Annotated in this window: 10 protein-coding genes; 4 read left to right on the top strand and 6 right to left on the bottom strand. The window is 32.6% G+C overall.

Annotated features, from left to right (window positions below):
* Positions 1-8: 8 nt before the first annotated feature.
* The 3 genes from OXU93_RS00825 to pcrA form a co-directional block, all read right to left on the bottom strand.
* On the bottom strand, positions 9-164 hold the full coding sequence (locus OXU93_RS00825) for a hypothetical protein (RefSeq protein ID WP_267383944.1): 156 nt from the start codon (positions 162-164) through the stop codon (positions 9-11).
* A 124-nt stretch (positions 165-288) separates the two neighbouring features.
* Complete coding sequence (locus tag OXU93_RS00820) at positions 289-465, bottom strand: hypothetical protein (protein ID WP_267383943.1); 177 nt, start codon at positions 463-465, stop codon at positions 289-291.
* A 66-nt stretch (positions 466-531) separates the two neighbouring features.
* Positions 532-2862 (bottom strand): DNA helicase PcrA, encoded by a 2331-nt coding sequence (pcrA, locus tag OXU93_RS00815; RefSeq protein ID WP_267383942.1) that lies wholly within the window; start codon positions 2860-2862, stop codon positions 532-534.
* 1067 nt (positions 2863-3929) lie between these two features.
* On the opposite strand from pcrA, the gene trxA reads away from it, so the two are divergent.
* Positions 3930-4253, top strand: coding sequence for a thioredoxin (trxA, locus tag OXU93_RS00810; RefSeq protein WP_267383941.1), 324 nt, complete (start codon positions 3930-3932; stop codon positions 4251-4253).
* 48 nt (positions 4254-4301) lie between these two features.
* Here trxA and OXU93_RS00805 read toward each other — a convergent pair whose 3' ends face one another.
* The gene (locus OXU93_RS00805) at positions 4302-5069 is read right to left on the bottom strand and encodes a nuclear transport factor 2 family protein (RefSeq protein ID WP_267383940.1); all 768 of its coding nucleotides are present in this window, start codon (positions 5067-5069) and stop codon (positions 4302-4304) included.
* A 112-nt stretch (positions 5070-5181) separates the two neighbouring features.
* Here OXU93_RS00805 and murG point away from each other — a divergent pair, with 112 nt between their 5' ends.
* A complete protein-coding gene (gene murG / locus OXU93_RS00800) occupies positions 5182-6240 on the top strand; it encodes an undecaprenyldiphospho-muramoylpentapeptide beta-N-acetylglucosaminyltransferase (RefSeq protein WP_267383939.1) in 1059 nt (352 codons plus the stop codon).
* Positions 6241-7042: 802 nt separating this feature from the next.
* Positions 7043-7195, top strand: a complete 153-nt coding sequence (locus OXU93_RS00795; RefSeq protein WP_267383938.1) for a hypothetical protein — start codon at positions 7043-7045, stop codon at positions 7193-7195.
* A 212-nt stretch (positions 7196-7407) separates the two neighbouring features.
* Here the strand turns inward: OXU93_RS00795 and argJ are convergent, their stop codons facing one another.
* Complete coding sequence (argJ, locus tag OXU93_RS00790; RefSeq protein ID WP_267383937.1) at positions 7408-8649, bottom strand: bifunctional ornithine acetyltransferase/N-acetylglutamate synthase; 1242 nt, start codon at positions 8647-8649, stop codon at positions 7408-7410.
* A 180-nt stretch (positions 8650-8829) separates the two neighbouring features.
* On the opposite strand from argJ, the gene OXU93_RS00785 reads away from it, so the two are divergent.
* Positions 8830-9675, top strand: a complete 846-nt coding sequence (locus OXU93_RS00785) for a lysophospholipid acyltransferase family protein (RefSeq protein WP_267383936.1) — start codon at positions 8830-8832, stop codon at positions 9673-9675.
* Positions 9676-10306: 631 nt separating this feature from the next.
* Here OXU93_RS00785 and dnaG read toward each other — a convergent pair.
* A complete protein-coding gene (gene dnaG, locus OXU93_RS00780) occupies positions 10307-12232 on the bottom strand; it encodes a DNA primase (RefSeq protein WP_267383935.1) in 1926 nt (641 codons plus the stop codon).
* Positions 12233-12882: the final 650 nt, after the last annotated feature.

Below are 12882 nucleotides of genomic sequence, written 5' to 3'. Positions count from 1 at the left end.
GCAAATCGTTAAATTAGATTAATCAAAGCATCCCTAACTATAAGAGGAATATGACACATAATTTTGCCTTTATCTTGATCAACTACCATTAAAGTCACCGTTCCAGTCACGTAACATTTCTGTGTATTTGAAGATTCCACACGGCAATCAAAATTCATCCGCATTCCAGCAATTTGACTGATCTAAGTTTTAATAATAGCTTCCTGCTCCAATTGTATTGAATAATGATAAAACCCAATTTCTACTAATTATGCGTAACCAATGCCCATAAAGCGCAAATATTCAACTCTAACCTCTCCGATCTAAATTAAATAAGTTCCATGCCAAACTATTTCTGAATAGTTTGGCATGATGAGGTTGGATCCGCACAGCATACTCAAACAAATGTTTAGTGGTCTCTTGTAGCATCTTCTCAAGAGTTATCGCAGCGTTGAGAGACAATTGACATTGAGATTGAGAAGACAAGTTAAACGAACTCCAATCATAGACTAAAGTTATTAATCATTCTATTGTACTTTACTTATTATTAGTTTAATCAATTTTTTTTATTGACGTTACTCTTGGATTAACTATTTTTTGTCCAATCCCTGAGAATTTAATAGCCAAATTTATTTTTTTTTCGGCACCAAAAATATGGGTTATTTCTCCTACTCCAAAATTGGGATGAATTAGATGATCTCCCACTGACCATTTTTGATTATGTATCTGAATAATTTTAGATTTAAAGGTGCTAGAATTATGATGAAAATTTAATGATTTTGAAAAATTATTTTTAATTAAATCTGAAGGTAACTCTTTTAAAAACTGCGATGGACTTTTAGCTTCCTTAGATCCCCAAACAAATCGTTCTCTAGTATAGGTTAAAAATAATTGTTCCTGAGCACGAGTCAGTCCAACATAACACAAACGGCGTTCTTCTTCTAAGGATAGAGGATCATGTAAACTGCGAATATGAGGTAATAGTCCCTGTTCTAAACCAACTAAAAATACGATAGGAAATTCTAGACCTTTAGCAGAATGAAGAGTCATTAAAGATACTTTTTTTTGTTCTTCGTTCAAATCATTAAGATCAGATGAAAGAGAAATATTTGACAAAAATCCTTGTAAGTTCATGTCTTCTGTATCTTCTTGAAATTGTAAAACAGCATTATATAACTCGGAAATGTTTTCTAAGCGGTTATCAGCTTCCTCTGTTCCTTTTTGTTTTAAATCATTAATATAGCCAGAAACTTCCATTACTTGCTCTAGGATTTCAGCCCCTGATAAGCTAGTGATTCTTTCTTGAAAATATTGAATTTTTTTAGAAAAATTGTTGATTGCTTTTGCTGCTCTTCCTGTTAATGTATTCACGGATGTCATATCAGAAATAATTTCCCAAAGAGGAATCTCTAACTCTTGAGCAGCTTTAATCAAAGACTCTATAGAAGTTTTCCCAATTCCTCGACGGGGAGTATTAATAATTCTTAGTAAACTAACAGTATCTGCAGGATTAGCAATAACACGTAAATAGGCTAGAGCATCTTTAATTTCTTGGCGATCATAAAATTTAAATCCTCCTACTATTTTATAGGGAATATTGTTGTGAATTAAGTTGTCTTCAAAAGGACGAGATTGGGCATTGACTCGATAAAGAATTGTAAAATCTCCCCAGCTTAGTTCTGGATTTTCTTTTACTAAGTTCTTTATTTTATTAATAACTAATTTTGATTCTATTTGCTCATTATCTGCCTTATAACAATAAATAGATTCTCCTACTCCTCGTGTAGCTTTCAAACTTTTATCAATACGTTGGGTATTATTTTCAATTAAACAATTAGCTGCTTTTAATATATTTTCTCTTGAGCGATAATTTTCTTCTAATTTAATCATGGTACGGGTATCCTGATCAGATAAACCATCTCCAAAATCTGATTGAAAATTTAACAAAATAGTAAAGTCTGCCATGCGAAAACTATAAATAGATTGATCAGCATCACCCACGACAAAAATAGAACGATTTTGCCAATTTAATTTACTTTTTTTAATTTCTCCATTAGTTATTAGTAAACTAATGAGTTCATATTGGATTTTATTGGTATCTTGATATTCATCAACTAATATATGTTTAAATTGGTTATGCCAATAGCCAAGTATAGATTCGTTTTGTTGAAATAGTCTTACGGGGACCAGAATCAAATCATCAAAGTCCAAGGCATTATTTGCAGCTAATTGCGACTGATACTCATTGTAAACTTCAGCAATAACGCGATTTTTATAAGATGAGTCTTGTTTAAGATATTTATCGGGAGATAATCCCAAATTTTTCAAATTACTGATATGATAGCGGACTGAACGAGGATTAAATTTTTTATCATCTAAATTAAATTGATTAATCACAATATTTTTGATTAGATTTTGTACATCTAATTCATCAAAAATTGAAAAATTTTTCTGCCATTGTCTTCCTAATTCATCTTGGTATTTATTAATATCAAAGCGTAGAATTCTTGCACATAAACTATGAAAAGTCCCAATCCAAAGTTTTTTAGTAATTGTTTTATAAGCTTGCGACACCAGTTTTTTTTGTTCATATTCAGAGATAATCTCAAACTGTTGTCCATAATTTTTGACAGCCATTTCTTGTGCAAATAATCTCTCAATTCTCTCCTTCATCTCTTTAGCTGCTTTGTTCGTAAAGGTAACAGCTAGGATAGAATCTGGTTCAACATGATGATGACTAATTAGATAGGCAATTCTGTAGGTGAGAGCTCTAGTTTTACCTGAACCAGCACCAGCTGCTACCAATAAAGGTCCGCAAAAGTGTTCAACAGCTAAACGTTGTGCTCTATTAAGTTGGGCAAGAAAGTCATTATGAAAAGTCATAGGGTTACAGTTAAAAATATATATCTACAAAATATCTTAGGTGAGAGACTTTATTGAAATCAAATAACAATGATTATGATTGTTTATAGTTAAAGTAAAATCTTCTGTTCAGGAGTTATGCATTGATAGATAAAGGTAAATATATACTATGTTAATGAAACAAGGTATTTTTTCTAAAAAATAGATAAGCAAAATAGTTCAGATAAAAATACTGTAATTATTTATCTGAATTATTTAATAATTTTTTGATAACAAAACAACTTAGTTTGAACCAATAACAAACAATAAGTTTCTAAAAACATAGTCGTTATATTAAACACGGTTTATTCAAATATCAAAATTCATCACCGAATCTTAAAACAATTATTTAGACAAATAGCGTTGTAGATAGAGACTATGACATGATTAAGATTGAAATATAACCCAATTCTAATTTACCTTCTTATCGTTAATTTTTGTTGTTTTTTGATTGTAGTCAATAAAGGATAAACAATAGGGTAATAACTAATATGTAATCTCAATGAAATTATCTCTTGGAATTAACTGTTACTTTATTTTGTAATTATTTACAATAATATAAATATTTAAATTTAAATTTAGTCACTTCATTTTTAAGGCATTTGTTATTGAAAAATTTTAAGGTAGTTTGATCTTACAGCAATTAATTTATACATCTATAATAGTGCATATATAACGTTATTTGTCAATGTAAAATTCCTAACCATGCCATGGCAACATTTTAATTCTTAAAAAATTCCTTAACTATACTAGAAAAGCTGTATCAAAATGCAAATTGTCATTTACAATAGATATAGCGGAGACGAATGTTTCCGTTCACTCCTCACACCACACTCCGCCCGAGCATTGTTCGGGCGGTTTCTTATCTATCTAAGGTAACAGAGAGATGTTTTTTTGTTCCAAAAATTATTAAGTTTACAGTTAAAAAGAAATAAATTATTTATAAAATTAAAAATGCTCTTTGTTTGAAGTAAATCAAGATAGTTTTCATTATGGTAGAATTCTAGAGTATTCTAGAGAGGCGCAAGCAATTAAAGGAATTCTTTATTATGTCAAAGCCAGCTGAAGTTACAGATGAAAAGTTTAAAGACGACGTTTTAGACAGCAATATTCCAGTCCTAGTGGATTTTTGGGCTCCTTGGTGTGGTCCTTGTCGTATGGTTGCTCCAGTAGTAGAAGAAATTGCTGAACAGTACGAAGGTCAAGTTAAAGTTGTCAAACTAAATACCGATGACAACCCTCAAATCGCAAGTCAGTATGGTATTCGTAGTATTCCCACCCTAATGATTTTTAAGGATGGCCAACGGGTAGATATGGTAGTTGGAGCAGTTCCTAAAACGACTTTAGCTAACACTATTGAAAAGTATCTCTAAGAGGGTAAAGGGAAAAACATTACAATGTATTTTCCCTCCATGTTTTTGTTATCGAAAGCGAACCCGTTGAGTCACTAAGGTCATACCATTTTCGCGAATTAGTAGGGCAGAAAGCCATCTATTTTCCGGCTTGTCTGAGGCTCTGACTCGTTTAAATAATCCTCCAGCTTGCAGCAATTCCAATTCCATGACTCCTGGTTCTAAATAGCGATCATTATCTACTTTTTCACTAATAGCTGTCCCAGCTAAGAGATCTTCATTAAGTGGCTCTTGGACAATAACATCAAAGTCAAATTTTTCTCCCACCCGCACTGTATCAGGTAGTTTGATATGTACCTTGGGGGGGTTTGAGCCAGAATTAAGTTCTGTCCGCTCCGTCAAAATTTCTTGGTGTAATAATTTTCCATTTTGAAATGTTTGACGGGCTTTGATAGTAGCTCTGAGTTGAATGATTCGACCCGATGTTTCACTAGTTCCTTCAATGGTAGTCAAGGTTTCAGCCACCCATCCTCTTTCTATTTTATTCCAAGACTGAAGTTTAGTGATGTATTTTAAATCAGGGTATTTTTCCCACAAGGATATTAGTGCTTTGGAAAAAGATTCAGCCGTTAACCCATCAGTAGTGGCAAATTGATCTCCGTATAAAGCCATTAACTTTTGACTATCACGGTTGTTAGCTGCCGCATTTATTTTTTCAATCAAGCTTTTTAAAGTATTAGGGGCTAGATTAGCACTTTCTGCACTAGGTACACAAATACTACTTAAACTTAATCCCATACTTAGTATTAAAAAGAGGAACCAACGCAATTGAATCATCCGCTTGTATTATCCTTAAGTATCCTGTCGTGAAAAACATAGGGACCGATCTTATTTTAACGTATCTATTCTTAACTACAATTTCTCTATCTAAATCTCGCTCATTATTAATATGATTCGTTTATTAATTGCTGCAAGTGGAACTGGCGGTCATCTATTTCCGGCATTAGCCTTAGCCGAACACTTACCTGACTATCATATTGAATGGTTAGGAGTTCGTAATCGATTAGAACAAACTTTGGTTACCACTCACTATCCTCTCCATCTTATTGACGTAGAAGGATTTCAAAATCGTAATCCCATCAAAATAATAAAGGTCTTATTTAGACTGATAAAGGCAGTGTTTCAAGTAAAAAAAATCATAAAAGAACATAAAATTGATATGGTGTTCACGACAGGAGGATATATTGCTGCCCCTGCTATTTTAGCTGCCCGTTTGTCAGGTATTAAAGCAATTATTCATGAATCGAACTTTATCCCAGGAAAAGTAACTCGTCTGTTAAGTCGAGTTTGCGATGGAGTGGCTTTGGGCTTTAAAGAAACCGCGCAGTATTTACCTAATTCCGAGACAATATGGGTAAGTACTCCTGTAAGATCGCAATTTTACACTCCTCAACTCTTAGATTTACCCATCCCTGACAATGTTCCCTTGATTGTTGTAGTAGGGGGATCTCAGGGAGCAGTACCTATTAATAATTTAGTCCGCAAGTGCGCTAACTCTTGGCTATCTGAAGGAGCATATATTGTCCACTTGACAGGAACAAATGATCCTAATACTCAAAGTCTACAACATCCTTACTATTTACCACTACATTTTTATGACAATATGGCAGGGTTATTACAACGGGCTAATCTGGCAGTAAGTAGAGCTGGTGCAGGAATATTAACAGAATTGGCTATTACTAAAACGCCAGCTATTTTAATTCCATATCCTTTTGCTGCTGAAAATCACCAGGTTTATAATGCTCAGATTATTGGGAAAGCAGGTGCAGCCTTAGTTTATCACCAGGAAGAATTAACCACTGAAATTTTGAAAAATTCGGTGTTAAAATTATTAAGAGATTGCGATGAACTTCAAAAAATGGCAAATAAAACAGAAAGTTTGGCTGTTTTTAACAGTGCCCAACAATTAGCTAAAATGATTGAACAAATGATGATTCCTCGCATTTAACTTGGCTGTTATTTTTAATGTAAGCTACTCTCTATTATTTGAAAAAAATTAATGATTTAAATATTTCTATACCCTCAATATTTTAAAATTCCCAAAATTCCTCTTAAACAAGACTATAATTATTTAACTTTCAACTTATTATCAATCCTGCCAAAGTATTCTGTACTCTATATGATTTCACGATAACCATAGCATATTGAGTTTTAAAACCTTAGTTATATAATATTAATATTTTGCAACATAGTTATGTTGAATTAAAAGTTTATTCGCCTATAAATGGTTATATTTTTTAGAGACAGAAAATTGCTTATTTAAGACATCCACAAAAAAATATTCAAATAAAAATTTGAATTAATTGATCATCATAAACAAAATCTAAAATAGAAATTATTCAAGATGATATCTAAAACTCAATTTAATAATTATTATTTCTTATTGATTTAAAAAGTTGATGATTAACTTATTAATATCTCTAAGAGTTGAGTACTTAATAAGCAATAATAATTATTAAATTTTATTGTTTTTAGGTAATTATTTGACCCGTGATAATAGATTATATATTGAGAATAACAGCCAAGTTATAAGTTCTGGTTAAACTTAATTTTAATGAAATACTCGGTCCCTTAGAGAATAGAAATTTTTTCTCTAAAAATTGGGAGGAATAACAAGCCCACTATTTTTGTATATTAATCATCCTCCAAATGGATGAAATTAACTTCATCTATTGAGGGGAAGTAAGTTCTGACTTACACCTGATTAAATTAACAATGAGTAGATTTCGTCGCAGAAGTAGAGGATGATTATGACCATGACTCACAAATCCCTAAAACTGTTGATTGTTGTAGCTACCTTTTTTGTCTGGGTGCGGTTGTTTGTGGGTACTGTACAAACCTTGAATAGCACATCGGAAGATCACTGGAATAATCGAGCATTTGCTACAGAAAAAACTAAATAACTATAAGGATAAAGTTCAGTCTAGCCTTTCAAGGAAGAGCCCTGTTCTGTCCCCCAGGCCTACAGGACGAGTGCGGGGATAAAAAGCAATAAATTTAGGGAAAATAAATAGGAGACGTTTCGCATATATAGAAGAATACTAGAACGGTAACATTATATTTTAAAGTTAGAAAACATCTATTATATGTCTTTAGTTTTGATCTCGGAGGAATCTCAGGTTATATACTCTGAATTGATTCTGATGTAATCGTAGCTTAAGTCACAACCCCAAGCAGTCCCCTGTCCGGGACCATTGCCTATACATACTGAAATAAAAACTGTATCTTCTTCAAGATACGCGCCTGCGGCCGCTTGTTTTAGGTAATTAATTGCTCTTTGTCGATCAAATTCCAGAGGTTGACCACTCTCTAACAGTAAGAAGTCCCCTAATTTGATTTGTAAATTTTCTTGACGAAAAGTAACATCCGCTTTTCCTGCGGCTGCTGCTATACGTCCCCAGTTGGGATCTCGTCCAAAAATTGCCGATTTAACTAATGATGACCCAGCAATAGTTCTGGCCACATGCCGTGCCCCTTCATTATCTAGCGCACCTGAAACTTGTACCTCAATTAAACAAGTCGCGCCTTCTCCATCCCTAGCAATTGCTTTAGCTAAATGCTGACAAACCTCTTTTAACATGGCTTGTAGTTTTTCTGCATCTTGACTCATTTCTGTAATGGTAGGGGTACGAGACTGACCATTTGCTAAGGCAATAAAACAATCATTGGTGCTAGTGTCGCCATCTACCGTAATTTGATTAAAACTTTCGTTAGCAGCTTGAGTGATCATTGTTTGCCAAAGGGGAGTAGCTACTAACCCGTCACAGGTAACAAAAGAGAGCATAGTAGCCATATTAGGATGGATCATCCCCGAACCTTTAGCCATACCACCAATACGGACTGGGCGACCATCAATGGTAGTTTCTAAGGCGATTGACTTAGGGACTGAATCGGTAGTAATAATTGCTTGAGCGGCGGCGTCCCCCCCAGCATAAGATAGAGCATTAACTAAAGCTGGAATGCCTTGACGCATTCGATCCATACGAATGTTTTGACCAATCACTCCCGTAGAGGCCAACAGTACCTCATTTGGAGAAATATTGAGTGCATTACCTAAAAGAAATGCACTCTCTAGGACATCTTGCCACCCTTGTTCACCTGTAGCAGCATTTGCCTGTCCAGCATTACACATAATGGCACGACTACTAGCTTTGGATTGGAGACGTTGACGGCAGTAGTCCACACAAGCAGCACGAACTTGGGAACTAGTAAAAACACCAGCTGCTATTGCCTCAGTTTCTGAGACAATAAGAGCTAAATCGGGAGTACCTGAAGGCTTTAAACCCACAGCAATTCCGGCTGCTTTAAAGCCTTTGGGTGCGGTAATTCCGCCACTAACTACCTGCCAGTCCATCATACTATTTACCTATTGTTAAGGTTGGGTCAAAAGCTGATTATAGCAAGTAGATCTTAAGTCGATCTTTAAATATTAGTTTAAGGGATCATTTCAACATCATTTAGAAACATTGGCTTAAAAGTTAAGAGTGTAGCAACTCATTAAACTAGAATGGGTGACATTTAGATTAATTTTTGTTATATGAAGACAAAACACAGTGCTCAGTATAGACAAGGTTGGTCGCTTGACGAGCGTGATCCGAAATTTATCGCTTCACTGATGCCTTATTGGGAATGGTTTCATAAATACTATTTTCGAGTAAAGAGTGATGGTTGGCATCATATCCCTGAAAAGGGACCCCTACTGTTAGTAGGATCTCATAATGGAGGACTAGCTTCTCCTGATACGTCGATGATGATGTACGATTGGTTCTGTCGTTTTGGGATTGAACGTCCAACCTATGGGTTGATGCACCAGTCTATCTGGACCACTAATCCAACAGCAGCCAATCTTGCCGTGCAAGTAGGAGCGATTCGCGCTCATTCTAAGATGGGGATTGCAGCTTTAAAAAAGAAAGCTAGTGTTTTGGTCTATCCAGGAGGAGCACAAGATGTGTTTCGTCCCTATACAGATCGCCATAAGATCCAATTGGCTGGACGTAAAGGCTTCCTTAAATTGGCTTTACGGGAACAATCACCCATTATTCCCGTAATTTCTGTAGGATCTCATGAAACCTTGGTAGTATTGGGTGATTGTTATCAACAAGCTAAGCAATTAAACGAATGGGGGATATTACCTTGGTTGTTTAATATCGATCCTGAAGTATTTCCTATCTATTTAGGGTTACCTTGGGGTGTTGGTATTGGACCTCTTCCTAATTTACCCCTTCCTGTCACTATTCATACTCGTGTTTGTCCTCCCATTATTTTCAAGCGCTATGGCAGGGAGGCAGCAAGGGATCGCCTTTACGTTGATGCCTGTTATGAGTTAGTACGATCAAGGATGCAACAGCATTTAGATCAATTGGTAATTGATAGTCAGAATTGATCAATAATTCTTGGGAAAGTTAAGCTATTTTTGTCATTTATATCAGATTTAACTGAAATTAAATTCATATTCACTTACATAAACATAACTTTCCTGATTATATAGACACTGAACTCATTTTTAGTTTCACTGATAGAATTGTTTTGTCGGTGCTGGAACAACTTTCTAAACCTCTATCAATAATCAAACAAATTTAGGAAGGATATTTTATCCAAATAAATAGTAAGTAATTAGTTTAGCAAAAAGAGAGTTAAACAACTATAGACGTTTCCATACTTCAGATATTAAGTAGATTTACAAAAAAAATAAAAATAAAACAAGTATTTTATAGAAAAAACACTTAAATGTTCATTTAAATATTCATTAGATATAAGTCCGTATTGAAATGGTAATTATATGATTTTATATACGATTTAAAACCAAATAATAAAAACTAAAATGAGCTACATTAGTCACTAAAGTCTAGTATATAGATTTAAATCTACTCGCAACCATATATGATAATTTGATTTTAAAATTTAGCTGAAATCAGTGCATGATCTATTTATAGTAAATAAATCTAGTTTTTGTAGCAAAAATAAACTATCAACTTTTATATATAAAATATTATTACTGTCTAGATTTAATTATATTAATATTGTCCGTAAATTTCTAGATCAGAAAAGTTGAGTGAAGATTCAAGTTGCTTGATTTTAACCTTATTAGTATAGTATTCGTTAAGATAATATTGTCGTGTTTTTAAATCGGTATTAGGATCAATCTCTTTATACTTTTTATAAGAATATTTACTATATATTTCTAGTTTAGCTTTTTCCATAAATATTAATGCACAGTGAATTTGCAAGGAACTTCTGTAAATATTTTCTTGATGGTTCTGATTGGGATAAAAAATATGATTAAATTGAGTTTTTGAGTGAGATGATTGTAAAATTTTATCTTGTAATAAAGAAATAAAGTTGTTAGATATATTGTTTATTTCTTTTTCAGTTTCTAATATTTTTTGCCATAAAAATCTATATTTAGACACACTAAAAGTTAAATCTTTTTTGTTAAGTAAATTTAAAATTTTTTTGCGAAATTCGGGGCAGTGAAGATAAATTCTCAATAATAATTCCTCAGCTTGTTGAAGGGATGTATCTGCATTATAATAATTTTTACTAATTGTTGAAGATAAAAGATTTTTTTTAGTAAATGGTAAATTTAATTTCTTGAGTTGTTTTTGTAAGTTTCTGATGTAAAATGGTAAAGATAGAGCATCTCCTTGACTTAAAATTCCAGCACAGTAATGTATATAATAAATCTGTTTATTGCTGTTTTCTAGACGGTTTAATAATTTAACCATTTCTTGCGCAACTTCCTCAAAATGATCAGCTTTTTTCAGGTTTTTATTGACCAACAATTGTTGAATTTGCCAATCAAACCAAAGAGGTGCTTTATCAATTAACTGCTGGAAAGTTTCAACTGCATTCAGATTAGATTTTAAAAATTCATCAGCATCCTTACCGTCTTTAAAGTGTAAGACTCGTAATTGCACTTGTCCTGAATAAATTAGTGACTCAATATTACTGATAGCACGTTGTGTTGCTTTTTTTCCAGCTAGATCTGAATCAAAGTTTAAGATAATTTGTTTAGAGTCAGTATATCTGAGTAATTGTTTTAATTGTGCTTTACTTAAAGCTGTTCCTAAAGACGCTACGGTATTGGTAATTCCTACGGCATGAAGAGTGATTGCATCAAAATATCCTTCCACTACCACCACTTTATCTAAAGAACAAATAGTATTTTTAGCTTTATCTAAAGCAAATAAAGTATTATTTTTTTTAAATAAACTTGTTTCAGGAGAATTAAGATATTTTGGCTGTTCATCTTTTAAAGTTCGACCTCCAAATCCAATTACTCGTCCTTGAACATCAGTAATAGGAATGATTAGACGATTACGGAATCTATCATAATAACCACTTCCTTTTTTACGCAAAGAAATTAATCCTGCTTTTTCAATTAAAGCAATTGGATAGCGTTTTTTTTCGGCTAAGTAATTATAGAGAGTTTGCCAACCTTCAGGAGCATATCCTAACTTAAATTGTTGTATTATTTCTTTATTTAATTTACGTTCATTTTCAAGATAATTGAGAGCGATTTTTCCTTGGTCTTGATGAAGAAGGTATTGGTAAAAACTAGCAGTTATGGCGAGAACTTCGTAGATTTGTTCTCTCAAAGATAACTGTAATTGTAATTCTTTATGTTGTTTAGATTTAAGCGTTTTGATAGGAACTTGATAGCGTTTTGCTAAGTCAAAAATTACGTCACTAAAAGACTGTTTTCCTATTTCCATAAGAAACTTAATGGCATTGCCTCCTTGACCGCAACCAAAACAATAATAAAGTTGTTTATTGACACTAACGCTAAAACTAGGTTTTTTTTCATCATGAAAAGGGCATAAACCTACGTAGTCTTTACCCCTTTTTTTAAGAACAACATAATCTGAAATTACATCATAAATATCAACCTGTTGTTTTACTTTTTCAAGTGTGTCAGGATGAAGACGAGGAATATCCATTTCTTAGATAACAACTTAAAGAACTTAAATAGAAGTATACCCTGATTTTTAAGCTTTTTATTACTTAGAGAGTTACCTAAATAATACCATTTTTATAAATCCAAGGTATATAGATACTATCGTTGTTTTAGTAACAATATATCTTGTATACTTTCCTGTTTACTCTATACAATAAGATTTGTTAATTTAATTGTCACGGAAGTATAATCACAAAAATTAAAAATATTATTTTATGAGTTGCTATATATTAGTTTATTATATCTAGTATGATAAACTAATATAGTTTATTACTATTAACAGAATTTATTCCTAGAAAAAGTTAGCAGTTTAGGCTGTTAACAATCTTATGTCTATCTATAATTAACTATTATAAATTAATACAGAAATACATCACAAAAATAAACCATTACTAATAGGTACTTTATTAATGCTATCACGCAATAGTATCAAAAAAAAGAGGAGAGACTAACTTTAATTATTTTTATACAAGACATTATTTTTTTACTCTAAAAGTGAAAAGCCTATTATTTCCTGAAACTTTATTGATACTGTAATAGTGAAGAATTTGTTTAAAAAAGATTACTAAGTTCTTTGTGTTTTATAGTAGTTAAAGCTACTAGTATGAATTTTAAGATTTTACTGTCATTATC

Source organism: Cyanobacterium sp. uoEpiScrs1 (assembly GCF_947331815.1).
In the GTDB taxonomy this organism is placed as follows: Bacteria; Cyanobacteriota; Cyanobacteriia; order Cyanobacteriales; family Microcystaceae; genus Rippkaea.
Note: the sequence above shows the minus strand (reverse complement) of the source record. Positions and strands in the feature narration are given on the sequence as shown.

Excerpts from the sequence above, each read along its gene's own strand:
- pcrA (WP_267383942.1), bottom strand. The coding sequence starts at position 2,862 with ATGACTTTTCATAATGACTTTCTTGCCCAACTTAATAGAGCACAACGT.
- argJ (WP_267383937.1), bottom strand. The coding sequence starts at position 8,649 with ATGATGGACTGGCAGGTAGTTAGTGGCGGAATTACCGCACCCAAAGGC.
- trxA (WP_267383941.1), top strand. The coding sequence starts at position 3,930 with ATGTCAAAGCCAGCTGAAGTTACAGATGAAAAGTTTAAAGACGACGTT.
- OXU93_RS00795 (WP_267383938.1), top strand. The coding sequence starts at position 7,043 with ATGACCATGACTCACAAATCCCTAAAACTGTTGATTGTTGTAGCTACC.
- dnaG (WP_267383935.1), bottom strand. The coding sequence starts at position 12,232 with ATGGATATTCCTCGTCTTCATCCTGACACACTTGAAAAAGTAAAACAA.
- OXU93_RS00805 (WP_267383940.1), bottom strand. The coding sequence starts at position 5,069 with ATGATTCAATTGCGTTGGTTCCTCTTTTTAATACTAAGTATGGGATTA.
- OXU93_RS00825 (WP_267383944.1), bottom strand. The coding sequence starts at position 164 with ATGCGGATGAATTTTGATTGCCGTGTGGAATCTTCAAATACACAGAAA.
- murG (WP_267383939.1), top strand. The coding sequence starts at position 5,182 with ATGATTCGTTTATTAATTGCTGCAAGTGGAACTGGCGGTCATCTATTT.
- OXU93_RS00785 (WP_267383936.1), top strand. The coding sequence starts at position 8,830 with ATGAAGACAAAACACAGTGCTCAGTATAGACAAGGTTGGTCGCTTGAC.